Here is a 26,545-nt window from a genome sequence, read left to right on the forward strand (position 1 = left end):
ATTGATGAAATTAAAAGCGCTAATAGAAGAAAGAAACTGCTTAGTGCTGTTGCTCGCAGTATGTGGATTCGTAATCGCTAATCTCTGTCATGATTTATACGAGAGAATCGTGAATGATATGCATATAGGACATGCTAGCGGTCATTTCTTGATGCCTGTGTACTTTATGCTAATTGGCATCGAGATGCGGAAAGAGATGGCTGTTGGTGGTATTCTTAGCTCTCGTCTCCGTATGGTATTTCCTCTTGTAATGGCTATCAGTGGCGTATTGCTTCCTGCTGTGATATATGCGACTGCAGCTTTCTTTATAAATATTAACGTGATCAACGGATGGGCAATACCTACTGCTACTGATATAGCATTTGCTACAACGATCTCCTTAGTACTGCAAGGGTTACGGAAAAATTCTAGAAAAATTCTTACAGCTATAGCGATATTTGACGATCTGATAGCTGTGCTTGTAGTTGCGATTTTTTACTCTAGTACGATAGAGGTGGGATATCTGCCATATATTATTATTTTAGCATGCTTTGCAAGTGTATTAAGTAAGTATATGAGTAATTTTACTGTATTATGGTTACTGTTATTCGGAGTACCTTTGTTTTGGCTAACATGGAAAAGTGGTATACACAGTACAGTTTGCGGATTTCTGATAGGTGTTTTAATGCCCTTTGACAAGAAAGCACATAGTATCGAGAGGTTTCTACAACTTTCTGTGACATATGTGATACTCCCGCTTTTTGCGCTATGTAATACTGGTATTACGGTAAGCGTTGGAGAGCATTATGATGTTTTATGTATTACTTTTATTGCATTAATCTTAGGAAAGAATATAGGTATTTCTGCATCCGGACTGTTGATGTTGAAGCGGTACGACATAGGGTATGCAATTAGTCGAAGTGATATTGTAATGATAGGAGCATTTTGCGGTATAGGATTTACCATGGGACTCTTTATTGCCACTCTTTCATTTGATGATATCAGCATACAAGACAGCGCGAAAGCAGGCGTAATACTTGGCTCTATTGCATCGGCTGCTGTATGCACTATAATATCGAAGTTAAAAAAGAAACATTAATCTTTCTATTCACTTTTACCATTATTGCTTGTATCAGCGCTTTCATCTGTCTTTGCGTTATCAATACCGAAGATGTATTTACCGACTAACGATTCGATATTAACAGGAGGTTGAGTCCATTCAAACTTACCATCATCAGCAAGGTACTGATTACTGCTTCCTATGTTTAGATTAACATACTTATTTCCTATCAGTGAATCGCTTATAATTTCAGCTACTGAATCTGACGGTACTCTGATATTGCCTATAATTTCTATTTTCAATAGAGCAAGATAGTCTTCGTTGATGGAGATTTCACTTACTTTGCCTACTTTTACTCCTGCAATCTTCACGTCGCTTCCTACTTTTATTCCATCCACTCTTTCGAATTCAGCACGTAACGTATACTTAGATGTTTCCAGCATGGTAGTGTCATGCTTAAATATCATGATGAGAGCGAATACGGTTAATGCCATTACTATAATTCCTATAGCAACATCAATAGACCTAGTATTATACATTTAAATGGTAAGATTATTATTTTTTTGCAATTCTTTTAATATTTCTACTGTCCTATTGTAATCCAAGTGTTCATAGTAATGATCGTTTATCATTATTACAGGAGCGTTGATGCAACTGCCAAGACATTCGACTTCTACGACGGTAAACAACTCATCTTCCGATGTTTCACCTACTCCTATGCTTATTGTATCACGTATAGCATCGTAGATCACCTGATTTCGACATAATGCACATACTACAGTTCTGCATATTTGTATAAGATACTTGCCAATCTTCTTAGAATGAAACATCGAATAAAATTCGGCAATCTCCTTCACATGAGAGACATTCATATGTAGTATTTCAGCGACTTGATCTAAAACTGCATCAGATATCCAATTATTATTTTGCTGTTGTCCAAGCCATAGCAAAGGCATTACTGCACTTCTTTGTTTTCCTTGAGGATATCTTGCTATTATTTTTCGAACAGCTTCCATATCGCTAAAGGAAAACTTTTCGCACTTGTCCTCCATAATACTGATTAAGATTTTGCTAGTTGTGCTTTTGCTGCAAGTATTTTACTTGCGATGCTTTTATCTATAAGTAGAAAGTTAGATTCAATTCTAAAACCGCCCATCATAGAATCATCTATAAGAAAAGTAGGTATGATTGAATTATTACATACCATTTGAGAAAAGTTTTTTATAAGGTGTGTTTTTACATCATCGCTTATTACTCTTGCTGTAAAGATCGTAGCCTTCCTAAGATTTGCAAGTTTATGGAAGCTATCTATCGTGAGTTGGATAAAATGAGACATAAAAGAAAGCATTTTCCTTGCTACGAGTAAAGCGATAAAATCCTTCATCTCTTTTAGAAACTGACGTTCTGCATCATTCAACTTACTCTCATTACTAGAAAGATGACGTATAACAAGTTCGCCGACATTTTTTTGCACTTCTTTAGGTGCATGAATCGCTAAAAATCCACCACTGAGATAAATGCTGGAATGCGTTACATCTAGGATATTGTGGAGGAAGTGCAGCGCATTCGTGATGTCATTTTTCTGCAAATCAAATGTATTATTGCAAAAAACGTCACTTAATTTCTTCACATATGAAGGAACGGAACAAAGCGAACTCATCGCAGTATTATTTAGCTGTAGAAATGCTAAAGTGAGAGTAAACTAAAATTACCCCTAAAACAATAGCTACATCAGCTAAATTGAAAGCGGGATAATGATACTGATCGACGTATATATCTATGAAGTCTAACACGTACCCTCTTACTACTCTATCGTACGTATTACCGATTGCGCCTCCTACTATTAAACCTATTCCAACGCGCGAAGCAATGTCATGCATCGAGATACTCCATGCGAATAACACGAAAGTTATCAGCAGTTGTAGTATGATAAATGGAGTTTGGTTATGAAAGAGAGAACTAAAGAAGCCGAACATTACTCCATGATTCTGAACGTTTACAATGTTGACGAAACAATCCATACCACGCACCTCAAGTGCGCCATGCGGTACAGCAACTTCGGATGCAGTCTTAGTAGTTGCGTCCAGCAAAAATGTAGAAAATGCTACAAACGCTACGAAACACGGTGCGATGCAATAACGTAACAGTACATTGCTAATCTTCTTGCTCGTCTTCATTTTCCGATGAAAGAAGTGCATCTTCAAACTTTTCATTAAATAAATCGTCTACCATTTCCTGTATCATGGTATCATTACGCTTCTTCGCTATTTCTCTTTTTACATCTACGGGATCTTTCTTCTTCAGAAACCAGCGTGATTCAACTAGCTCTTGTATCATACCTTCTCGTATTTTTTCGATATCCACAAGTCCACTCTGTATTTCTGCTATCGCTATTGCCGTAGTTTTCCGTCCTTCCATTCCTGAGATTGCTGCGGGAGCGCCTCGAGAGAGTTGAGAAGCGCGGTAAGCTGCATACAGCACTACTTCGAACTGAGATAAGCTTTTCTTTGGTGTAATGGAATCACTCATGCTGTATTGAATATCGAAAAATGTATCAGCACATCAGCAGCAACTTTAACATATACGGAGAGTAAATCAATAGATTTTTATCGTATGACATTTGAGGCGATTTCAGAAAATACCGAATGACGTAAGGTAAAGTGATTTTGTGATCAATTTTTGAAAGCTATATGATGATCTTAGTGTAGGAAATTCACGAATATATCATGAAGGAGCTTGAGAATTCTGAGACAGATATTTCATTTAATTGTTTTCTTATCATTATGTAGTGTCATGACGGTATCGAGGATATCATCTGTATCAGCATGTAAATATACGGATGTAGAGGCAATTGAAGAGTGTCCAAGCAATTCTTGTATTTTTCGTATATCTCCTCCGTGCTTTATCAGATGTGTTGCGAAGCTATGTCTTAAGGTGTGAGGAGATGTTGTAGCTTCGATGCCGAGAGATGCTAATATAAGCTTCATTTGCCTTCTAAATACATCAGGGTTCAACATATCGCCTTTCATACCGACAAATATTGGTTGCTGCTGTGCCGCTTGATATGGACATCTCTCGATATATTGCAACAGTGCATCCAGCACATAAGGTAAAAGCGGTACACTTCTATCTTTTTTCCCTTTTCCCTTTACCGTAAGGTTGACATCATTTCTATTGAAGTTTTGTTTAAGATCTTCCGCATTGAAGTCTATGTTTGGAAGATCACGCTTCGTAATCTTTAGTACTTCTCCTATTCTTAAGCCGCTTCCATATAGCAAAGCGATGATGCTTTTATCTCTGTAAAATAGCCATTCTTCCGGATATAAATTACTGTTGGAAAATTTACATAATGCAATACTACTACTTTCAGATATTGCCTTTGGTAGAGTGCTTCCCGTTGTTTTGATTTTTAATTTATCAATACTTATAAGCGTCGCGACCTCATAGCTTAACTCATTTCTCAAATGAAGCAAAAAATACCGTAATCCGCACAGTGCTCTGCTGTTTGTTTTGCTACTGACCTTATGTTCTGCTCTGAAAGCTAGCCATGCTCTCATAGTTTGCACAGTTGCTTCAGTGACATAAAGAAGAGTACATTTTGTGCCGTGATAATGAGATAAAAATACTATGAATGATGATACGTCTTGCGCGTACGCTCTCGACGTATTCTCACTGACGTACACTTCGATGTATGAATAGAACTTCTCTATTACCTTTGCTAAAACGTCGTCGCAGAAGCTTTGTAATGACTGTAACTTCATAAAACGCAAAAAGGTGGTCAGAGCCGGAATCGAACCGGCGACACAAGGATTTTCAGTCCTTTGCTCTACCGACTGAGCTATCTGACCTCAAAAATGGGCATACCATGTATCACTTGAGATGCTTTCTCTCGAATCTGACTCGTTGAGTGCTGAATGATACCCCACATATTAAGAAGTACATACGGTATTGCATGCTGTCAATACGGATCTTCTCATTCATGATTTAAAGTGAAAGATTTTATCGCATAAGTGCCGCTTACCGAAAGGCTGTAGCACTACTTCGTTTATGATTTATGTAAGTGATTGTATCGATTTGATAAACACGCTTGTAGTCCGAAAAATACTTGCACAATTTTCGTAATAGTGCTTATATTGTACGTAATTATTTCAAAATTATTTAATTTACAAGTTGTTTATGATGGACAATATGGATAATGGTACTTCAATGGAAGGAAAGGACCAAGTAAATGGCGTGAAGAGCGCGGAAGAGAAAGCGGCGGAAGCGGCTGAGGAAACGAAGGGGGCGAGCGTGGCGGAGAATCATGGCGTCGCTGAAGAAGAGAGCGGTGCGGATGAGTTGGCTGAGGAAGCGGAGGAAAGTGCGGAAGCAGTTGAGGAAGCGAAGGGGGCGAGCGTGACGGAGAGTCCTGGCGTCGCTGAAGAAGAGAGCGGTGCGGATGAGTTGGCTGAGGAAGCGGAGGGGGCGAGCGTGACGGAGAGTCCTGGCGTCGCTGAAGAAGAGAGCGGTGCGGATGAGTTGGCTGAGGAAGCGGAGGAAAGTGCGGAAGCGGCTGAGGAAGTGGAGGAAAGTGCGGAAGCGCAAGGAGAGGACGTTAAATCTGATTCATTTATAGTAAAAGCGGGGACTGGAATCTTTCAGAATGATGTAGAGCTAGTTATTAAAAGAAATAAGGAAAGCAAGAAAAGTGAGAAAAGCGGAAAAAAACATGGTGATTTAGTAGTGATTACGGGAGTCAATGGCGTGGGGAAAACACAGTTTTTGAAAGGTATTAGTGAGGGAAAAAATGACTTTCTCCTCACATCTCGTAGTGGTAGTAGTAAAGCAAATGCTGAAGAGGGAGTACATAGAGTTAGTACAGTTAGAGGCGCAGTGGAGTGTATGAATTTTTTCTTTGATAAGGATTGGAAAAAGAAAAATAGCGCTTTCTCAAATGGGGTACATACTTTAGAACGTAGTTTATTTAAGCGTACTTCTAGAGAATACAAAGAGAGAGTACATTGCATTTTATCGTATGTAATACCGCCATTGCTCTCGTTGCAAGATAATTTACATGAGACAACTAATGCTGCTCAAGCTGCTGCTTTTAAAGAAGGATATAACTTAATTGCGAAAAAATTCGCTCTCCCTGCTTATGAGGATTTAGAACACTTTTTTAAAGGGAAGAATTTAGATGCATCTGCCGTTAATGTAATTTTAATGCAGTATTTTTGTACTCAATATATGCGAAATAGAGAGAACCTTCCACATCCGCAACGAGATGAATACTGGAAAATTTTCTCCAATCATGCGTACCATATTCATATGACGCACTCTCATTTAGTAGAGATTTTTAAAAAAGAAAAGAAACAAGATGGCGAATTTATAGAATGGGCGCAATTGGAAGAGTATATAGAAGAGCTTGTCATACGAGAAAATCTCAAAGAGAGGTTGTCAAGTATGCAGAGCATTGTCGATGTAATACAGTGTACTATGCGAGCAGGTGCGTTGTGTGAGATCAAGAAAAAGATTGATAATATCAAAGATTCTAAGCTTCAAAATGTCGCTTTTGAATATAAATTGAGAGATGTTTCCGATTTATCTCATCCAGGAATAGAGTTTGACGATAAAAATAAGCAGTTGATAAAGTTTGAAGATCTGTCAAGTGGCGAGCAAGTCATGTTCGAACTGATATGTTATGCAGCTCTTTGTAAGATATTAAGTGTGAAGTATCTGCTATTTGATGAGTTTGATGCGAGTTTGAACCCTACATTAATGGAGTCATATATCAAAAATATAAGAGATATATTATTAGAGAATGGCATCACTGTTGTGCTTACTACTCATAATCCTTCTACTGTGGCAGTAGTATATCCATATGAATTATGGTGGATGGAGAGAAATTACAATACTGAAGATAAGAAATACGAAGTGACGTTGAAGAACGCTGAGAATGAAGAGGGAAGGAGGAAAGCTAAAAAGCAAAATAATAAGAGTCAAGATACATCGAAGAATGCTAATGATGAAATATTCGATAAGCGAGCAATTCTGCAAAAATTAGCGCCGAAATTTATTCCAAGCGGCGATGCTGCGCATCTAATATACAACGCATTGCCTGGAGATAGAAAGATAGTATTTGTAGAAGGAAGAGCGGACGTACAGTACTTATATAACAAGTCTTTAGTGCGCAAGTCTAATGAAAAGTATCATTTTAGCTATTTAAATGGCGCCGGCAACGTTAAAAATATTTGTGCGGTACTAACATCGTTAAACAGCGGAGAACAAGCCATTTTCGAAAGACAGTTCATCTTTATGTTGGATCATGATGAAGCAGGCTTTGATAGTATGAAAGGATTATTGTCTAGTGAAGATATAGAATTTAGCCAAATTATCCCTTCAGATACGAATGAAAATGAGGAAACAGATAGTGAAAAAGCAAAGTGGATAGAGCGTTGTAAGAAGAGAGAAGGAATTTTAATACTTAAGAAATTTTTTTGCGTAACGACGTTAGTGCCGCCTGATAACTACAATTTTAAAGAGCATAGATATAGAGAATTGCACTACAAAAATTGTGGATCGAAAACTACAGAGAAAAATAGTCGTGGATACATCTTAGAAGATCTTATGAGGGAGGATATCAAGAATAAGGAAGAGGGGAGAGAAGGAGAAGCTATAAAAAGGCAATTTGACTGGCTTGATAAAATCGTACAGAAGTACGAAGAAACTCATCCTAAGAGCGAGGACGATAAGGCGAATAATGTAGATGAAGCAACTAAGGATAAGTAAGGTAATCAAGGATAAGTGATGTGACCGAGGGTGATGCTGCCAAAAGCTGATACTTAAGGCTTGCTTCAAGAAATGATGCGTCATCTCACGTCAATCTTTACAAAGCATCGAGAGTCTCTATTTAACGGAGATTCGCGAGTGCTATATCTATGACAAAACATGCAATAAGCGCAAAGACTATCACAACGAAGTAGAAAAGATGATACAGAGAGTGAGGGAGAGATATGGAGCGGGTGATGGGAATCGAACCCACGCGGCTAGCTTGGAAGGCTAGAACTCTACCATTGAGCTACACCCGCAACGTACTTGTAACATATAAAATGAATGCTGAGACGTCAATATGAAAATCCCTAAGATTGTTAATGTTCGTTATTTTTGAAGGATGTATTTACTTTTTCGAAGCATGCGACATGTATTGAAGGTTACGTAAAATTATGCTACATAGTGTCATACAAATTTCTTGATGTGAGTTTTTTTACGCCGATGCAAAAGTATACCTTCTCTATCATAAAGCCAGATGCAGTGGCGAAGAAGAAAATAGGCGCAATAATAGCTGATATTGAGAATGCGGGATTTGCGATAGTTGCGCAAAGGATGATTCGTATGTCAAAAGATGATGCGCGCGAGTTTTATAAGATTCACTCAGCAAGACCATTTTTCGATTCACTGGTAGATTACATGTCTTCCGGTGCTGTAGTGGTGCAAGTTCTAAGCAAAGATGGAGATGATGTTGTCGCTGCTTATAGGAAGTTGATGGGTGCTACAAATCCTGCTGATGCGGAAGTCGGTACGTTGAGGAAGTCGTATGGTGCGAGTATAGAAGAGAATGCTGTACATGGTTCTGACTCGGAGGAAAATGCTAAGATCGAGATAGAGTTCTTCTTCAAGAGTGGTGATTTTTGCAATAAGTAATTAGAAAGTATTTTCGAAACTGGCGCTTTTTCATTAGTTTTGTGCGAAGATGAGTCGTATGTTACATGTAGGGAGTTACGAGGATAAATCTGTCTTAAAATTGCGTAGAAGATTCATTCTGAGATGTTTAAATGAAAGTTCGAGCGTTCTGTAACATATACTGAATCATCTGTATCATGAGTGATTTTCCATCACTATAGCGCCATAGAATGCGTAATCTTTTCAAAGATTTATTTCTTTAAGATGCATCTTCTTTTTGAATAACTCTAATACTTTTATTATTTTTTCCTTGTATCTTTCTGAATAAATTGGAGTGAAAGAATGAAATTGTGAAGCGGCTTTTAGCCACTCTGAAGTATTTTTGTAATTCTTCGCAATAAGATATGAAGCGTAAGCTATATTATTTGCTGGTTCCATCATTTGCTCTATACTGTCGAAATTATGCCCGTGATATCTGTAATTTATTTGAGAACATCCAACATCTATATTTGATATTCCTTCATTAATTTTGCTGTTGAAAAATTTCACCGCTTCGTTTTTAGTAGAAAATCTGTAAGATTCGCCGGCGATCCCTATTGTCCAAGGCCATGCTAGCGCCATTCTTGCTTCTGAGTTGTATACGCCAGATTCTACTACCGTAACAGCTAGTAATAAGTTTTCAGATATATTGTATTTTTTCTCATAAAAAATTGCTGGAATGATGCATTTTCTATGCTCAAGTATATTGAACTTGACGTTAGAAGCACTGTAGCTATTCTTATGAAAACAGAAAGAGAGTATCAGTAGTGTAACGAAAATACTGCGCGCTTTCCATGTTTTCATAGGTGACAAAAAGGAAGCCAATAATTAGATATTCTGACACACGTATTGCAAAAAGCAAGATATCTATGTATGCTTACGCTGAGTTGAACATACTTAATTAAGTGATCATGCACAGCATCTTAAATCTCCTTCATATTGCTCCATCTTTCTTTATTCTTGGCTTACTCTCAGTGCTTTGTGTCCGCTTTTTATGGCGTAGGTACGTCAATAACGGATTGAACTATGAAGTTGAGGCTTTTTCTTTGACGAGTTCTTTAGTGCTTTCAGCTATTGGAATCATAGCGGGTAGCTTTGTGCATCATAGCCATGAGAGTAGCTTAAGTCTTCTAGATCCTTGTTTCGTATATGCTATTGCATCCGTTGTTGTTGCTGTTGCTTATCGCAAGGTATTGGCGAGAAAAAACGCATAATTTTCTTGGTATAAAAAAGGCAGTACTATAGCGCTTTGCGATATATCATTCTTCAAGAGTGTCGCTATAGTCTGTCTTGAGTGCATGCAAATATAGTTCTCCGCTAAGAGATCTTCTACAAGGGTGCTGCATTTACATCTCTGCTTTTTTGCATCTCTGTTTATCGTAGCGCGCAACATCCGTTGCATTCGGTAGTTACTTCCTTGCTCTTCCAAGTGACTGTATTCCCGGTGCGTTCTCTTGGGATATCTCATGGTGTGTTTGCCTGATATGACGTGAGTCTTTAAGGTGACATTAGATCAGTTCTTGAGTTTATTTTGTGCTATTAAGAAATATCAGCGAATTTAATATTTTCTACGACTGATATCCGCTTATAGTGTGATTGCTGATTTCATGATAGAGCGTGTTGCCTGATATGACGCGAGTTTCTAAGGCAACATTAGATCAGTTCTTGATTTTACTTTGTGCTATTAAGAAATATCAGCGAATTTAATATTTTCTACGACTGATATCCGCTTATAGTGTGATTGCTGATTTCATGATAGAGCGTGTTGCCTGATATGACGCGAGTTTCTAAGGCAACATTAGATCAGTTCTTGATTTTACTTTGCGCTATTAGGAAATATCAGCGAATTTAATATTTTCTACGACCGATATCCGCTTATAGTGTGATTGCTGATTTCATGATAGAGCGTGTTGCCTGATATGACGTGAGTTCTTAAGGTAACATTAGATCAGTTCTTCAGTTTATTTTGCGCTATTAGGCAATATCAGCGAATTTAATATTTTCTACGGCTGATATCCGCTTATAGTGTGATTGCTGATTTCATGATAGATTTTAAGAAAGTATCAGTCTTGCGATGATCTTCCTGATTATTTTGAAAAATAGTGCTTTAAAGTATCACGTATAAGGAGAGTAGCGAAGTTACTATTGAAGCTAAAAATAGTTACCATAAAAAGAGACATCAAGTGCGACACATAGTTCTGTGTATAATCTCTATTCTACAGTTTCATATTTTATATTGTCAGTGATTAAGGAATGTTGTTAGTGCACTGATTACAGGTAAAGCATGTACAGCAGCATGTGTGTTACATTAATTGCATAGGATTTTTTATAGCTTGATGAAAATTCGAAGCATATGCTGATTGATATGATTGAAAAGGTAAAAATATGTATTTATTTCTCTTGTCTTTAAGCTATTTCTGAAGTGCGTTTTTACGCGGCAGTGTAATTTGAGAATATTCTTATTCGATAAGTATTTTGCGAGTATTTGCTCTTTGTATAACGAATAGTGAGATATATTATTTTGATATTTTATATCTTTCTGTAGCGATAGATTATAATCATGATCGTAATTTTATATACGAATCGTATATTTATCTGTAATTATCCAGAGCTATAGTGCTTAGCTTATTATGAAGTATTGTAAAGTACGCATAATTTTCTTACCATTATCTTCTTAATGAGAGTACATCTGTAGTCCAAATGCATTAATGAGAGCGAAATCGAAAAGCAATAACACTTTTGTAGTGGATGTAGGCACTTCCAAGATTGCTATGATACTCGCGAAGATAAGCGATATCAAAGATGGAATAGAGATTATAGATTCGTATTGCGCTTCAAGTGTTGGAGTAAAAGAGGGGATCATAGCGGATCCGCATGCATTACGTGATGTAGTAAGGCACTGCTATAGTCATTTTTTTCGTCATATGAATGACAGGAGAGCAGATGTTTATGTAACGCTGCCATCGAGTGTATTAACTTCAATTCCTACTGAAACGAGATTAAATATTGCAGGGCATGCTGTTACGTATAAGGAGATCAATAAGATGGCTATCGAAGCTGAGAATAATAATTGTAAAAAGAGAAATTTAAGCGCGATACATAGCTTTGTATACAACTACTCTATAGATGGTTACGATGGATTGATATCTCCAATAGGGATGCATGGAAACACGTTAGTTTGTGATACTCATTTTGTTGCATGCCAAGATTCTACGATATTAAATATTTCAGGTTTCTTTGAGAATTGTGGAATATCGGTGAATCAGTATATATGCGGACATTATGCTGGTACTTGCGCTACAATAACGGAAGACGAAACAAAATTAGGCGTATGTGTGATAGAATTCGGCGGTGGAGTGACATCTATTTCGATATTTCATGCGGCACACATGGTATATATTGGTTATGTACCGTATGGAGGTATGAATATCACGAATGATATAGCTAAAGTATTCGGCGTGAAGATCAAAGATGCGGAGAAAATAAAGAATTTGCACGCTAATCTGCATGATTATAAGCAGTCGGGGCAGGTGATAATTGAAAATTGCGAAACTCAGTATGATGAAGAAATTACAACATCGTTATTAGATGATATAGTGAGAGCGAGAATTGAAGAAATAACGATGATGCTATTTAAGAAATGTCCAGAAGAATGGATGAGAAAAGTAAGCGCATGCATAGTAATAGGAGGTTCTACGAAGATCGTAGGTATAGATGAGTTGATCAAAAAGATATCAGGCATTAAAACGAGAATTGGAAAACCATTGAAGAAATGTTCGCCGGATGACAGATTAGAGGTAGAATATGCTAATGCAATGGGAGTACTGAAATTCGTTAACGATCAGAAAGTTCGCCATAGAAAGCACGCAATGCTAAAAAGTTCTTCTGCTGAGAGTATTTTTCAGAAAATAAAGAAAATATTTTTAGAGTGATATTATGAGGCTTGAAACGCATAATCCTACCGATGTAACAAAGGAAGTAAAGGTATACTCAGTTACAGAAATATCCAATCATATAAAGGCGCTACTTGGTAAAAGTTATCCTTACGTAAAGATACGTGGAGAAATTTCTTCGATATTTCAAAAAAACGGACATACGTACATCAATCTAAAGGATGCTTCATCCATGATAAAAGTTGTCACTTTTGCTTATCAAAATATTAGACTAAGTGCAGAAATAAAAGATGGAGTAGAAGTAATATGTACAGGTGCACTTACATCTTATGGCGCTTCTTCCTGTTATCAGCTACATGCGAGTGCGATCGAAATTAGTGGTGAGGGCGAATTATTAGCGATACTTGAGAGACGTAAGAAAGAATACGAAATAAAGGGATATTTTTCACAAGATAGAAAAAAAGCATTACCTCTTTTTCCGCGAATAATAGGAATTATCACATCAATTCAGGGAGCAGTAATAAGAGATATAGTAAATACACTTTCTCAGCGTATACCTACGATCCTTTTTATATTTGATGTAAGCGTACAGGGGCAATTCGCCGCACTTGAAGTATGCAATGCTTTGCAGAAATTTCAATCTCTTCCGAAATACGCGGATCTTGAGCTAAATGATTTTATAAGCAAAACATCAGAAGAAGTAGCAGAGATGAATTTTCATGATCTTCCACAGCCTGATATATTGATAATAGCAAGAGGAGGAGGATCAGTTAGTGAATTATGGACGTTTAACGAAGAAGCTATAATAGAAGAGATATATCGTTGCACAATTCCAATTATATCAGGTATTGGTCATGAAACGGATAATACGCTTTCAGATTATGTTGCAGATAGAAGAGAGCATACACCGACTGCAGCGGCAGTTGCTGCAGTTAAGACTATCGATAGTCTGCAGTACGCTAGAACGACACAAGACGTTGTGTATACATTTGAGAAAAAGCTTGAAGAAGCTAGAGGCAAATTACAGGAAGCTAATAGCATTCTTGAGAGAAAATACAAAACTCTTGAACGTAATATAGAAAAGTTTTCCGATGGAGTATATTTCGACTTAAAGAAAGTGGTGGACGATATAAACTATCAACTCAACAGTAGTCGTTTAAAACTTGAGTCAAAATATGAAAGAATCAGATCTCGTATTGATAGTATGTATGCTAGTATGTGTCACATTATCGATTTCCAGTGTAGAAGCGCCGATAGCGCGATACAACAGCATAGAAATGCGATGCTTCAAGGATGTAAGCGTACCGAGGAGAGGTTACGTATGCATGAAACTACAATAACGAATATTTGGCTAAATGCTGTTCAAAATATGAATTTAGCTATGGTGCAAATCAAGCACTTGTTGGATATGCACAATCAAAAACTTTCGAAGTTCAATTATAAGGATACATTAAAGCGAGGCTTCGCTGTAGTAAGAGATAAAGATGGATATGCAGTGCAGGCAAAAGATGCTGTATCAGTCAATTCAATGATTGAAATAGAAGTGTCAGATGGATATATAAGTGCGCTAGTGAAAGATAACTCAAAAAGTAAGTAGAAAGTGATTTCGTAGAAGAGAAATTTTATCCGATCAAGTGCAGCGTAGAATAAAATATTACGAAAATGGCATTTACATATGATATGAAATCGATAATCATGTGCACGTGGAAGGGTGGCCGAGCGGCTGAAGGCGCACGCTTGGAAAGCGTGTTTACTCAAAAGGTAACAAGGGTTCGAATCCCTTTCCTTCCGCCACGTGATGACGCATTTCATATTTCTAGATGATATCAGTAATTCGTTTCGTTATTCATCTAGCTGTGCTTTATCCAAGTATTAAGAGTGTTGCGTTAGATAAAAGATCTACACATTCTTTATCATTCGTAGTATGAGTTGATGCAACTCGTTCAATTTTACTGTTAACTGCGTTCCTTCTTCCATATTCCTCAATATCGCTATCCCGTCCTGATATTCTTTTTTGTCAAATATAACCACAAATTTAAATTTTCTTTTAGATGCGTATTTTAATTGATTAGAAAGATTTTGCAACTCGGTGTACACGAATACATCTAGCGATGAAGCTCTCAACTGATTGGCAAATTTCATATAGACGATCATCATCGAATGATCTTGAGTGGCAATCATGATCGTGTTTTCATATTTTTCCGTATAAGCATCCGTAATTAATTTGAACAACCTGTATAATCCTATTGAAACTCCTACTCCTGCATATTGCTGCTTTGCTCCTAAGTTGCTAATAAGATTAGAATATGTACCGCCTCCACATATGCTGCCTAATTTTGGATCATCATCTGTAATTACTTCGCAAACGAATCCAGTATAATAGCTTAAGCCGCGCGCTAGTCGTGGTACGAGTACTATGTTATCTTGAGATTCGTTCAGATTCTTTACCGTAGTTATCAATTTTCTCATATATTCTAAGCTTTCATAAAATCTCTCCGATGACGTAAATTGTTCTAGTATCTTTGTTTGTACTTCCATTGATTCTTTACAAAAATCGATAGTGACCAATTCGCATATTTTATCAATTTGAGTTCTATTACAGCCATTTTCTTCTAGTAGTAGTGCTAGAGTTTCAATTTTAATTTTGTCCGATTTATCCAATAACCTTGCGATGTCAGTAAATTTTTCCTGAGAAATACCTATACTTTCAAAGATACCGCTTAAGATATCCTTGTGATTGACTAGTATTGTGAATTTCTCCAAACCAAGAATATGTAAGCACTTCGATATCAAACATATTACTTCAATCTCAGACCAAAATAATTCATCTCCCTTGTTTATTATGTCAATATCAAACTGGTAAAATTGTCTGTAGCGTCCATTTTGCGGTCTATCACCACGCCATACGTATCCTGTTTGATATCTTTTATAAGGAAAAGCAATATCATGACTGTATTGTGCAATATATCGTGCAAAAGAGAAAGTTAAGTCGAATCTTAGTCCAAGTTCCGGAGAAAAGTTATTACCTCTATCATTTGCTCTTTGTATTCCATATATCTCATTATCACCACTTTTAGATAGTAGCGTTTCAAGTTTTTCCACTGGCGATGTATCTAAATTCTCAAATCCGTATGAATGAAGTGCTTTTTGCATTTCCTGCATCATACGATGAAATAATTTTTGATACTTTATTACAACTTCAGGATATCCCGATATATGACTGATCATAATAATACGTACTTTTCATGAATTGTATAAAATGCTTCAAATTTTATAAATAGAATGTTGATAAAATCGGAAAATTTGCGATAATCGCTACGCGATATCCATTCTTATAACAGCATGAAAAGAAGAGTAGTTATCACAGGTGTTGGTGCTATTACTCCACTTGGTACTACGATAAACAAAAGTTGGGATTCTTTGATAAAAGGACGATCTGGTATAAGAGTGATACCGGAATCGCTTTTTGATACATCGGATCTTGTATCTAAGGTTGCAGGATATATTTCGGATAATAAGACAAATGACTGTAGTGATGAAGAAATGTGCTTCATACCAGAGAAGTACATAGAGCCTCAGAAAATTTCTTCCATGGATAGATTTATACAACTCGCTATACATGCTGCAGAGGAAGCAATAAGAGATTCAGGTTATTTATGCGATTCGGAGGAAAAAGCGATGAAAGCTGGTGTGATAGTAGGTTCTGGTATTGGCGGACTTCTTGCGATTGAAAAAAACATGAAGATATTAGAATCTGCAGGACCGAGAAGAATTAGCCCTTTCTTTATACCTTCTACTCTTATCAATTTAGCTAATGGCCATCTATCTATAAAATATGGATTCAAAGGGATGTCACATGGTATTGTTAGTGCATGTGCTACTGGCGCGCATGCTATAGGAGAAGCGGCAAGGATTATTTCTACTGGAGAGTTAGATGTTGCTTTATGCGGAGGTTCTGAAGCCGCTATATGCAGATTTGGATTAGCTGGCTTTCAAGCAGCAAGAGCATTATCAAAAAATCCTTCTCCTCAAGATGCTTCAAGACCTTTCGATGTAGGGAGAGATGGTTTTGTAATGGGGGAAGGCGCAGGGATCTTTGTATTAGAAGAGTATGAAAGTGCAAAAAAACGTGATGCAAAAATTTACTGTGAAGTTGCAGGTTATGGTAGTACGAGTGATGCGTACCATATTACGATGCCGGAAGCAGATGGTAAAGGTATCATATCAGCAATGGAGAAAGCGCTGAAAAATGCTGAAATCAATCATTCTGACATAGGGTATATCAATGCGCATGCGACATCTACTCCTGCAGGCGATTTGATTGAAATAGAAAGTATAAAAAAATTCTTAGGAAAAAATTATCAACATACTCCAATATCAGCGACAAAGTCTTATACAGGTCATCTTCTTGGTGCAGCTGGTGCAGTTGAAGCCGCATTCTGTATAATGGCGCTAAAACATAAAGTATTACCTCCTACAATAGGTGTGTCGAATTTGATGGAAGAAGCAAAAGATATGAATATTATATTAAATGAGCCGCTAGAGGCTGATGTATCATACGTTATGTCGAATTCTTTCGGTTTCGGTGGAACAAATTGCGTCCTAATTCTAAAAAGACTATAGTAGAATGTGGGAGATCTGCAGTGATCTGATGTATATGATGTTATATCTTGCCAGCATTCGTGTATGTTGTGGCAGAATTTGCATTCTTTCTAAAAAAATATAGTAATTTCCACATCTCTATCCATGCACAACATAAGAAATTGCATAGCATCGCTTTTCGTTTTTCTATTGCCTCTTGCGTTTTTCGCATACCAGTTCGTTCCTAAACTCTTGCCGATGCTTATTACGGAAAAGATGATGAACGCTGGACTTAGTGCGAATCAGTTTAATTTAATTGTTTCGGCATGGACATATGGTGTGCCTATTCTGCAAATACCGTTCGCAATCCTTGTAAGAAAGTATGAGATCAGAAAGTTATTATCCATATGTATTCTACTTTCTGGTATTTCCATAATACCGTTTTTGCTACCTGTGAATTTTTGGATGATGTTACTTGGTAGATTCGTTTTAGGATTAACTTCTGGTGTTGCATTCTTATCGACTGCTATTGTTACGTCTCAACTGTACTCTAAAAAAGCTTATTCAATAATGCTTTCGCTTGCGTTCAGCATTGGATTTTGCGGTGCTGTATATGCAGGTGAGCCTATTGGACGAATGATAAATGAGTTAGGGTTATATTCAGTCGTAATGTCGATGATTGCATTCTGTGTGATTAACTCAATATTAGTGTTCTTATTTCTACGTACCGATAAGAGTAATGAAGAGAAAAGTGTATTATCATTGCGTGGACTGTGGATGATTCTAAAAAATCCGATATTTCTTTCGCTTGGAATAAGCAATTTGCTGATGTCGGGAAGCTATGAAGCGTTTGCAAATGTATGGGGTGCATTATATTTTAGAAAAATGTATTTTCTTTCTGAAAGTGCAGCAGCAGGTATTATATCGTATGTGTTTATAGGTATGATAGTTGGAGGACCTATAGCTGCATTCTTAGGAATGAAATTTGGATATTATAGAGTAATTGGCTTATCGAGTACCTTTATCAGTTTACTAATACTATATGCGTGTTCTGGTATGCAGTATCATCCGATGATAATCAATACATGTCTTTTTTTCATTGGTGTCTTAAGCTGTTCACAAGTGTTAATATACTCTATAGGCAATCAGACTGCCGGTAAGTATGATTTAGCAGTAGTTGCTGCATTTTTGAACTGCGTAGGTACTATGGCGGGTATGTTTTTTCACACTCTGATAACAGTATCATTCTTTATTTTAGAACCATCTGCAACTACGCATGAAATGTATGATATTACCTCATGCAGAAATGTTCTGATGTGGATTCCTGCTGCAGGAATAATAGTAAGCGTGATAATGAATGCTTTGCAGAAACAAAGTAGCAAATCATCATAATGGTATTCTATCTTTCTTATAGCTTAATGCAGCTTTTGCATACGAATTAAATAGAGGATGTCCATTGCGTGGCGTTGATGTGAATTCTGGATGAAATTGACAAGCAAAAAACCAACGATGATGTGGTAGTTCTATCGTTTCTACGAGTTTTTTAGTACCTGCTGAATAGCCACTTATAACTAGTCCAGCTGCTTCGAGGCGTGGTATATAGTCATTATTGATCTCATAGCGATGCCGATGCCGTTCGTAAATGACATCATTGCCATAAATTGCAGAAGCAAGAGAATTTGGTAAAAGATTACACTGGTAGTTTCCTAGTCGCATTGTGCCGCCAAAACAGGAGCTATTATCACGCACTTCTACATTACCACTATGATTAATCCATTGATTAATTAAGGCAACAACAGGAAATTTAGTACTTAGATCAAATTCTGTCGAATTGGCGTCGCTCATGTTAGCGATATTTCTTGCATATTCGATAAGTGCTATTTGCATGCCAAGGCAAATACCGAGATATGGAATATTATTTTCTCGCGCGAAACGTATAGCTGCGATTTTTCCATCCATACCACGTTTGCCGAAACCACCAGGGATAAGGATTGCATCCATTTCGGCAAGTTGCGCCACTCCGTCGCGCTCAATATCTTCAGAATTTATATGTATAGCGTTTACATGAATTCCTGTATGAATCTCAATATGCTTAAATGCTTCTGATAGTGATTTGTAAGATTCTGTCAATGTTACATATTTACCAATTACAGCAATATCAATGCTGTCAGTTGATGCTTCCATTTTCTGTATTATGTCGTACCACGGAGATAAATCAGCTGTAGGTAAATCGAGATTCAATTTTTCGCAAATGATAGTGTCGATACCTTGATTATGTAGTATAGTCGGTATCTTATAGATGCAGTCGACATCATAGCATCCGATGATAGAGTTTTCTTCTATATTGCAAAAGAGAGAGAGTTTCTGTTTTTCTTCTCTCGGCAAGTCACGCTCCATGCGGCATAGCAAAATATCAGGTTGAATGCCAAGTTTTTGTAATTCTTTTACAGAGTGTTGAGTTGGTTTTGTTTTTATTTCGTGAGATGTAGAAATAAATGGGATATATGATAGATGAATAAATAAGGTGTTCTTACAGCCGTAAGTAAATCGCATTTGGCGAATAGCTTCGAGAAATGGTAAGGATTCAATATCACCTACCGTACCGCCAATTTCCACAATTGTAATATCTGCATTTTTTGCCTCTTCATCAATTCTACGTTTAATTTCATCAGTAATATGTGGAATGACTTGTACTGTATCACCTAAGTATTCGCCATTACGCTCCTTTGCAATTACAGCTTCATAGATCTGTCCAGCGGTGAAATTATTACCTTTTTTCATTTTCACATGAAGAAAACGTTCGTAATGCCCTAAGTCGAGATCTGTTTCAGCACCATCTTCTGTTACGAAGACCTCTCCATGTTGAGAAGGACTCATGGTACCAGAATCAACGTTGATATATGGATCCAATTTCAGAATTTTGATACTCATGCCACGTGATTCTAAGATAGCTGCAATCGAAGCTGCTGCAATTCCTTTTCCGATGGAAGATATCACGCCACCTGTTACAAAGATGTATTTACTCATAAATCTGCTACTAAAAAGTATACGGAATTCTACCATAAAATAGTGTCACTCTCATCCACTTTCAGCATTTTCACTGTTTTGTGGTATCACTACTGAAAGTTGACTTTTGTTTGTAAGCTGCAAAAGTTAATAAAATTCTCGTAGTATCTTTGAAAAGTATTCAATTTTTCTTTAAAGTAGCATATGTTTCTCTGATTACATGAGTAAAGTTTTTTTACGGACTACTTGACTGATTAAAAGCATTAATAATTACCATTTACGTTAATATCTATGAAGAAATTTGCAAAAGTTGTGATGATAGTGCTTTTTGTTTTATATGTGATATTCAAGATGTACGATACTCAGCTTATAAGATACAAAAGTGAAGCATACGCCAACTTTAATATGATGAAGTATCTTATTAAAAACTTATCTGCAAAATCGACACAATGGCCGGATTCCGTGCAAAATAAATTTGATCTTGTACCTGAAAGTAGTGTAAATGGAAAAGAATTAAAAGTATTTTGGGTAGGGCATTCTACGTTTCTGATACAATTGATGGGCGTTAACATACTTACCGATCCAATATGGAGTGATAGAGCTACTCCGTGGAAATGTTGCGGGCCAAAGAGAGTGCATAAGCCTGGTGTGCAATTTAGTAATTTACCGCGTATTGATGTAGTACTGATATCGCATAATCACTACGATCATATGGATTTGGATACTATAGAACTTTTGTGGAATAGAGATCATCCGAGAATTATTTCATTACCAGGAAATGATGCAGTAATTCATAGACGTAACGATAAGATAAAAGTAGAAATTTGTGAATTAGGAGAAGAATTACTTATTAAACGTGATTTAAGTATTGTTGCAGAAGAAGCATTACATTGGTCAAGTAGGTATATAATAGATGCAAATGTCGCTTTATGGGGCGCTTTTGTCATTAAGTCATCTATAGGCAATATTTATTTCGCAGGAGATACAGCATATGGCAGTCATTTTATAAGGATGTCGGAAAAATATACATCGTTTAGGCTTGCGTTACTTCCAATTGGTGCATCTCTCCCTCAAATGACGAATCATCCTGTGCATATGTCTCCATCTGAAGCGGTGCAAGCTTTCTTGGATTTAAGTGCTGAGTATGGATGTAGTATGCATCATATGACATTTAAGATGTCAAATGAGTGTTATTCGTGCGCTAAAGAGATTTTAGATCAAGCTATAGAGTATAATAATATACCGCCAAATAGATTAAGGAATTTAGAAATAGGAGAATCTTGGAGTATACCTTAATTGATATATGCTTTCTTTTTATATTTTTCAGTATACAATCAGCGGTAAGCCTTTCGATTATCAAGATGCATAAGATAGTAGAGCTTGTTTTTCTTGCTTTTGTTGCTTTCCTTATTGTGAGAAAGTTACTAAGCATGCTAGGAGAAGTGGATAAAGATAATGTGATGGAACGTGTGCTACGAAAGAAGCAATATGAAGACTCTCGTGAGATGAAAGCAGCAGTTCAAAAAGTGTCAAATGTGCTGGAAGGAGGAAATATTGCAAAAGCAGAGAGCGACATGTCTGTGGAAGAAGCGCGCGTATCGCCATCTTTGAGAAGTGTTATCAATGATATCAGAAAAGTGGAGCACAATTTTAGCGTAGAGAATTTTCTTCGTAGTGTAGAGAAAATGTACTGCATAGTGCAAAGTAGTATTACTTCCAGCAATATAGATGGATTAGATACTTTGATTGAGCATGACGGTTACGAGAAGTTGAAAAATGCGATGTCGAAAAGTAAGGAAAAAGGTTATAGAGTTGTGAGGAATGTCATTTCTGTTAGAGACATTGATATAGTAGATGCTGTTATTTCTGAAGATAATCGCGCAACTATTGCAGTTGAGATTCAATCAGAGGAAATAGATTATACAATGAATAGTAATGAAGTTATCATAAACGGATATAAAGGCACTACGTCGAAGATTATAACGTGGAAATTTACTAAAGATCTTGGTAATAAAAGTGTTATATGGTTATTAAAAGAACATGAGCTACACTTGTAAGATAATTTGGTACGGCAGTAGTTAAGCGCCTTATTAGATTGATTCAATTAGAAAGTGAGATTTTATTTTATTACGATACGACAATGATGAAAAGCTTTTCCGATACTGGCATTATACATGTTATGAATGAAGCTGCGCAGTATGGCTATTACAATGGAAATATAGAGTGGGCTAATTTAGGTCAAGGTTCTCCGGAGACGGGCGTATTATCGGAGATGAAAAGATTTGCTTTTTTAGAAAGTGACGACTCTACATCAGAATATGCTGCAGTAGCTGGTAGGAGTGATACACGTAGTTCAATTGCGAAGCTATATAATCAGAGATATAGATCTACCATGTCATCGCAATATGATTGTGACAATATTGCATTAGTATCAGGTGGAAGATTAGCTGTAACAAGAATTATCGCATGTCTTCAGCCGACGAATATCGGATACTTCGTACCTGATTATACTCCATATCAGAGTATAATAGGACTTTTCAACGGACATAATGCAATACCTATTGTACTGAATAAAGAGGATGGATATTCGATTTCTATTGAAAAACTGAGAGCTACTGTGAAGCTGCATAAAATAAGTGTTGTCGTGATGAGTAATCCTTCAAATCCTATAGGTAAGTTGACGAGTGAGCAGCAGATGATCGAGCTTATTAAGCTTGCAGAAGAAGAGCAATTTTTATTGTTAATAGATGAGGTGTATTCTCACTATATATATGATCGTCCAGAAGTAGATATTCCATATACCTTTTCTGCAGCAAGGTATGTAAGAGAGATAGATAGTAGTAATGTAATTATCGTAGATGGCTTAACAAAGAACTGGAGATATCCAGGCTTCCGCTTAGCATGGATTATCGCTTCTAAAGCGATAATAAAAATCGCTACGAATTGCGGTGCGTTTATGGATGGAGGAGCGTCGAATGTCGTTCAAAAAAATGCTCTGCATCTCTTGGATGAGAAGATCGTTTCTCTTGAAGTAAGAGAAATGCAAAAGCATTTTAGAGCAAAACGCGATTATGTTATTGGAGAATTAGTTGAGCATGGCATCACTGTAGATGTGATACCGCAAGGCGCTTTTTATGTTTGGGCTAATCTTTCAAATCTTCCTGAATCATTGCAAGATGGCGTAAGATTTGCTAAATCCTGTCTGCGAGAATGCGTCATAGTAGTGCCAGGAATGTATTTTGACGATCAAAGCGATCAAATACTTGCAAATGTAAGATTTAGAAATTATGTGCGTATCAGTTTTGGACAAGGAATGGATACTCTCAAAAGAGGTATGGAAGGGATAAAAAGAGTGATAAGACATGGATAAGATTACGAAAAATGCTTTTTCTGTGAAAGAAATTATTGATACATTTATTCGAGTAAATCATGCCGGAGAGTTAGGAGCAGTACATATGTATAGTGGTCATTTGCGTGTGTATAAAGCGTTTCACATGTGTGAGATAGATGAGATAGAGATGATGCTTGCAAATGAAAAGGAGCATATGGAGTATTTTATTTCCAAAATTTCCTCTCATTCTAGACCGAGTCTCATCAATTCAATATGGATGATGTGTAGTTGGAGTATTGGTGCGTTCAGTACGTTTTTGATGCAACATCAAGGCACAATGTCTTGTACTGATGGAGTAGAAACAGTAGTATCTCAGCATTATAAAGATCAGCTGTCTCGAATTGAAATCGTGATTGCTGATGAAATGGCCTTAATTCAAAGAGAAGAAAAAAGAAGTCTTACTCTTTTAGGCGCTGAGAAGATAGATGCATTGCGTTATATCACTTCTCTACAAGAAAGCTTGATTTTATTAAAAGATCTACAAGAGAAAATATCAAAATTTTTAGAAGATGAAGAAATGCATCGTGATTCCGCGAATATAAAGTGCACAGTAAATAGAGTGACGAAGATTCATAAGGAGTTTATAATGTACTTGACTAAATTAGCGATACATATCTCTGAACGTATATAGTTTTTAAGATGAAAGAATTTTTCCTCCTTGCTTTTTTTTGGAGTAGTTGCGCACTTGTTTTTACTATATTTCCTTCTTTGGATATCTATGTAAGCACTCTCTTCTATTCGTTTAATAGCTTCCATACAAATGATCTATTAAATGGCATAAGTGAATTTCTATTCATATTTCCTATGTTGACGTTTGGCTTACTCTCTTTGTCCTTTCTAATATCAAAAAGCGATCATTATAAAAAAGCGTTAAAATTAGTTCTTTCATGTGCGGCAGTATATGTTTTTTGCTGTTTGTTTGTTTCTCATATAGGGATGAAAGCGGTATTTCATCGTCCAAGACCGGAAAACATTTTGCAATTTGGTGGTAAAATGCATTTTATAAAAGCTTTTCAGATTAAAGGAGAATGCCTTAAAAAGTGCTCATTTGTTTCTACGCATGCAATGACAGGGTATGCTTTTTCGCTTATAAGTGCTTTTTACTACAATATTAGAAAATTAAGAAATAGAGTAATAATAGCTTCTTTTATAATAGGTACTGCTTGTGGTATCACCAGGATAATGCTAGGAAAGCACTTTTTAAGTGATGTGGTGGTAGCGGGTTTGATAGCATATACCGCTACTTTTATGTTTACTACTTTCACTGATAAGAAATTTATTACTCGTCTCTAAAAAAGTAATATGTATCTGAGAATATTTTACCAGTATTCTTGTTAAATATTGCATTTTTCGTACTGATATCTTATAAGTGTGGTGTAGTCTCGTGTGCTGCGAGGCTGGGATCTTAGTTCAGTGGTTAGAACGCACCGCTCATAACGGTGTTGTCGTAGGTTCGATCCCTACAGATCCCACCATTTCTTAAGAGGTGACTGTTTTTTCTTTCGTTAATTCTACGATCTCGCTAAGTATTTTATACTTCTTGTAGTCAATGTTGTGTTTCAACATTCTATTTAGCAGCCCTTGTATACTGAAGTAACCTTCTGCTAAATATGTTTCACCCTCGTAGTGATTATTTGCATTTGATTTAGACATTCCAGTACGATATCCGAGCTGAAAATTTCTCGACTTACTGCTAGAGCAACTTAATAGAAAATCTCCGATACCGCAGTAACTGAGAAGTGTATTTGTATCTTCGTTGCTACATAAAATTTTAAAAATCTCTGTAAATTCTCGAAAGCTATTAGTTAAGAATGCCGCAAGTGAATTTGAATAATCTATCAAGTTATATCGTATTGCATTGTCAGCTTGTGCGATATTTTCCTCACCATATTTGCTTTTGATATACTCAAAGTGCGTAAAGCCTGCACCAATGGCGTATATGTTTTTTAAAACGCTACATAACTGACTGCCAATTGGATCGTTATTTTCCTCTAATATGAATAAGTTGGAAGAAAGAGTTTTTATTACGTTACTTCTAAGATTTGAATCAGTGCTACTTATTGTAGCGCCGGTATGTACTCCACGTAATACATCTATGCTGAAATTTGGCCCTGCAAGTACTCCAAAAGGCATTGTAGAGTATATTTCTTCTGATATAACTTCACTCAAAAACAGTCCAGTACTCATCTCTATTCCTTTAGAACATATTATAATACCAACACTTTTACTGCATTCTTCTTTGTATTTTGAAATGAATTCTCTAGTAACTTGCGCAGGTAGAGCGATAAAACTCAAAGTACCTACAGTTTTGCCATTCAATTCGTTTAAGTGAAATAGTGAAAAGTTAGTATCGCTACAATGCTTATGTATTCTCGTATTCGTATTTTGTATCGAGTGACAAAAAAGTTGTACGTCAACATTATTACGTTGCATACTTGTGGCTAATGCTAGTCCCCACATACCTCCACCTATAACATTTACGCGGCTAATCTTTTTATCTTCCGTCATCTGAAAATCTTACATCACAACTTTACTATAGTAACTTACCAATCTTATAGTCATTTCGCCACTTGCAATTATTTTGTAACGCAACTTCAATCTGCCTTTCTAAATATTTTAAATTCATACCAGAGAACTCACATATATGAGTAAAACTATTATTTTGTATTTTTAACCATTTTAGAGCTTCTCTCTTGATGCGTGCGAAAGTTTTTTTTTAGATTGTGTACAGGCGTCGGTAAGTGCTTGTAGTACTACCGCTTTCCATATACTTTGTAATTTGTACTGTTGCTTGAATATATGATTTGAATTTTGTAGAGAGTTGTTTATTTCGTACATTTTCTTGAGTGATAATTTTATGTATATGGATTTTTATTATCGCAAGTATTTATTCGCAGGAAGTCATGTAAGTTTGTTGAGTTTAAAATTTGCAGGATTATG

General features: G+C 36.5%; 23 protein-coding genes and 4 tRNA genes. 15 read left to right on the top strand and 12 right to left on the bottom strand.

Annotation, left to right across the window (positions count from 1 at the left end; all coding sequences use genetic code 11):
* The first annotated feature begins 4 nt into the window (after positions 1–4).
* Complete coding sequence (locus Fsol_RS01180; RefSeq protein WP_108673083.1) at positions 5–1,078, top strand: Na+/H+ antiporter NhaA; 1,074 nt, start codon at positions 5–7, stop codon at positions 1,076–1,078.
* 5 nt (positions 1,079–1,083) lie between these two features.
* Here Fsol_RS01180 and Fsol_RS01185 read toward each other — a convergent pair whose 3' ends face one another.
* From Fsol_RS01185 to Fsol_RS01215, 7 genes are all read right to left on the bottom strand, one after another.
* Positions 1,084–1,578 carry an MlaD family protein gene (locus Fsol_RS01185; protein ID WP_108673084.1) on the bottom strand — a complete coding sequence of 165 codons (495 nt, stop codon included), beginning with the start codon at positions 1,576–1,578 and terminating at the stop codon, positions 1,084–1,086.
* Positions 1,579–2,091 carry an NADH-quinone oxidoreductase subunit NuoE family protein gene (locus tag Fsol_RS01190; protein ID WP_108673085.1) on the bottom strand — a complete coding sequence of 171 codons (513 nt, stop codon included), beginning with the start codon at positions 2,089–2,091 and terminating at the stop codon, positions 1,579–1,581.
* 8 nt (positions 2,092–2,099) lie between these two features.
* A complete protein-coding gene (locus Fsol_RS01195) occupies positions 2,100–2,699 on the bottom strand; it encodes a F0F1 ATP synthase subunit delta (RefSeq protein ID WP_108673086.1) in 600 nt (199 codons plus the stop codon).
* Between the two features lie 7 nt (positions 2,700–2,706).
* Positions 2,707–3,216, bottom strand: coding sequence for a signal peptidase II (lspA, locus tag Fsol_RS01200; RefSeq protein WP_108673087.1), 510 nt, complete (start codon positions 3,214–3,216; stop codon positions 2,707–2,709).
* On the bottom strand, positions 3,194–3,568 hold the full coding sequence (gene rpoZ, locus Fsol_RS01205; protein WP_108673088.1) for a DNA-directed RNA polymerase subunit omega: 375 nt from the start codon (positions 3,566–3,568) through the stop codon (positions 3,194–3,196). Before rpoZ ends, lspA begins: the two co-directional genes overlap by 23 nt.
* A 230-nt stretch (positions 3,569–3,798) precedes the next feature.
* The gene (locus tag Fsol_RS01210) at positions 3,799–4,800 is read right to left on the bottom strand and encodes a tyrosine-type recombinase/integrase (RefSeq protein WP_108673089.1); all 1,002 of its coding nucleotides are present in this window, start codon (positions 4,798–4,800) and stop codon (positions 3,799–3,801) included.
* 14 nt (positions 4,801–4,814) lie between these two features.
* A tRNA-Phe gene (locus tag Fsol_RS01215) sits at positions 4,815–4,887 on the bottom strand.
* Positions 4,888–5,215: 328 nt separating this feature from the next.
* Here Fsol_RS01215 and Fsol_RS01220 point away from each other — a divergent pair.
* Entirely contained in the window at positions 5,216–7,804 is a 2,589-nt protein-coding gene (locus Fsol_RS01220) for an AAA family ATPase (RefSeq protein ID WP_108673090.1), read from the top strand.
* A gap of 225 nt (positions 7,805–8,029) precedes the next feature.
* Here Fsol_RS01220 and Fsol_RS01225 read toward each other — a convergent pair.
* Positions 8,030–8,103 (bottom strand) — tRNA-Gly (locus Fsol_RS01225).
* Between the two features lie 184 nt (positions 8,104–8,287).
* On the opposite strand from Fsol_RS01225, the gene ndk reads away from it, so the two are divergent.
* Positions 8,288–8,716: a nucleoside-diphosphate kinase gene (gene ndk / locus Fsol_RS01230; protein WP_108673550.1), complete on the top strand. Its 429-nt coding sequence runs from the start codon at positions 8,288–8,290 to the stop codon at positions 8,714–8,716.
* Between the two features lie 222 nt (positions 8,717–8,938).
* On the opposite strand, the gene Fsol_RS01235 is transcribed toward ndk, so the two are convergent.
* Positions 8,939–9,538: a transglycosylase SLT domain-containing protein gene (locus Fsol_RS01235; protein ID WP_108673091.1), complete on the bottom strand. Its 600-nt coding sequence runs from the start codon at positions 9,536–9,538 to the stop codon at positions 8,939–8,941.
* A 107-nt stretch (positions 9,539–9,645) separates the two neighbouring features.
* Here Fsol_RS01235 and Fsol_RS03730 point away from each other — a divergent pair, with 107 nt between their 5' ends.
* The 4 genes from Fsol_RS03730 to Fsol_RS01255 all read left to right on the top strand — a co-directional run bounded on the left by Fsol_RS03730 (position 9,646) and on the right by Fsol_RS01255 (position 14,421).
* On the top strand, positions 9,646–9,948 hold the full coding sequence (locus tag Fsol_RS03730; protein ID WP_145958101.1) for a hypothetical protein: 303 nt from the start codon (positions 9,646–9,648) through the stop codon (positions 9,946–9,948).
* Positions 9,949–11,442: 1,494 nt separating this feature from the next.
* A complete protein-coding gene (ftsA, locus tag Fsol_RS01245; protein ID WP_108673093.1) occupies positions 11,443–12,666 on the top strand; it encodes a cell division protein FtsA in 1,224 nt (407 codons plus the stop codon).
* 4 nt (positions 12,667–12,670) lie between these two features.
* On the top strand, positions 12,671–14,224 hold the full coding sequence (locus Fsol_RS01250) for an exodeoxyribonuclease VII large subunit (protein WP_108673094.1): 1,554 nt from the start codon (positions 12,671–12,673) through the stop codon (positions 14,222–14,224).
* A gap of 108 nt (positions 14,225–14,332) precedes the next feature.
* Positions 14,333–14,421: transfer RNA gene (locus Fsol_RS01255), tRNA-Ser, on the top strand.
* Positions 14,422–14,526: 105 nt separating this feature from the next.
* On the opposite strand, the gene hisS is transcribed toward Fsol_RS01255, so the two are convergent.
* On the bottom strand, positions 14,527–15,855 hold the full coding sequence (gene hisS / locus Fsol_RS01260) for a histidine--tRNA ligase (RefSeq protein WP_108673095.1): 1,329 nt from the start codon (positions 15,853–15,855) through the stop codon (positions 14,527–14,529).
* Positions 15,856–15,969: 114 nt separating this feature from the next.
* Here hisS and fabF point away from each other — a divergent pair, with 114 nt between their 5' ends.
* Together fabF and Fsol_RS01270 are read left to right on the top strand one after the other, a co-directional pair.
* Complete coding sequence (fabF, locus tag Fsol_RS01265; protein ID WP_108673096.1) at positions 15,970–17,250, top strand: beta-ketoacyl-ACP synthase II; 1,281 nt, start codon at positions 15,970–15,972, stop codon at positions 17,248–17,250.
* Between the two features lie 123 nt (positions 17,251–17,373).
* Positions 17,374–18,600, top strand: coding sequence for an MFS transporter (locus tag Fsol_RS01270; protein WP_108673097.1), 1,227 nt, complete (start codon positions 17,374–17,376; stop codon positions 18,598–18,600).
* Here the strand turns inward: Fsol_RS01270 and Fsol_RS01275 are convergent.
* On the bottom strand, positions 18,595–20,235 hold the full coding sequence (locus Fsol_RS01275; RefSeq protein ID WP_108673551.1) for a CTP synthase: 1,641 nt from the start codon (positions 20,233–20,235) through the stop codon (positions 18,595–18,597). The genes Fsol_RS01270 and Fsol_RS01275 overlap by 6 nt on opposite strands.
* 270 nt (positions 20,236–20,505) lie before the next feature.
* On the opposite strand from Fsol_RS01275, the gene Fsol_RS01280 reads away from it, so the two are divergent.
* The 6 genes from Fsol_RS01280 to Fsol_RS01305 all read left to right on the top strand — a co-directional run bounded on the left by Fsol_RS01280 (position 20,506) and on the right by Fsol_RS01305 (position 25,080).
* Entirely contained in the window at positions 20,506–21,510 is a 1,005-nt protein-coding gene (locus tag Fsol_RS01280; RefSeq protein ID WP_108673098.1) for an MBL fold metallo-hydrolase, read from the top strand.
* Between the two features lie 65 nt (positions 21,511–21,575).
* Positions 21,576–22,271 carry a Tim44 domain-containing protein gene (locus tag Fsol_RS01285; RefSeq protein WP_108673099.1) on the top strand — a complete coding sequence of 232 codons (696 nt, stop codon included), beginning with the start codon at positions 21,576–21,578 and terminating at the stop codon, positions 22,269–22,271.
* Between the two features lie 83 nt (positions 22,272–22,354).
* A complete protein-coding gene (locus Fsol_RS01290) occupies positions 22,355–23,584 on the top strand; it encodes a pyridoxal phosphate-dependent aminotransferase (RefSeq protein WP_145958102.1) in 1,230 nt (409 codons plus the stop codon).
* Positions 23,577–24,236 carry a demethoxyubiquinone hydroxylase family protein gene (locus tag Fsol_RS01295; protein WP_108673101.1) on the top strand — a complete coding sequence of 220 codons (660 nt, stop codon included), beginning with the start codon at positions 23,577–23,579 and terminating at the stop codon, positions 24,234–24,236. The genes Fsol_RS01290 and Fsol_RS01295 overlap by 8 nt, the downstream gene beginning before the upstream one ends.
* An 8-nt stretch (positions 24,237–24,244) precedes the next feature.
* The gene (locus Fsol_RS01300) at positions 24,245–24,898 is read left to right on the top strand and encodes a phosphatase PAP2 family protein (protein WP_108673102.1); all 654 of its coding nucleotides are present in this window, start codon (positions 24,245–24,247) and stop codon (positions 24,896–24,898) included.
* Positions 24,899–25,004: 106 nt separating this feature from the next.
* Positions 25,005–25,080, top strand: a tRNA-Met gene (locus tag Fsol_RS01305).
* A 4-nt stretch (positions 25,081–25,084) separates the two neighbouring features.
* Here Fsol_RS01305 and Fsol_RS01310 read toward each other — a convergent pair.
* Positions 25,085–26,113, bottom strand: coding sequence for an NAD(P)H-dependent glycerol-3-phosphate dehydrogenase (locus tag Fsol_RS01310; RefSeq protein ID WP_108673103.1), 1,029 nt, complete (start codon positions 26,111–26,113; stop codon positions 25,085–25,087).
* Between the last annotated feature and the right edge of the window lie 432 nt (positions 26,114–26,545).

Source organism: Candidatus Fokinia solitaria (assembly GCF_003072485.1).
Lineage (GTDB): Bacteria > Pseudomonadota > Alphaproteobacteria > Rickettsiales > Midichloriaceae > Fokinia > Fokinia solitaria.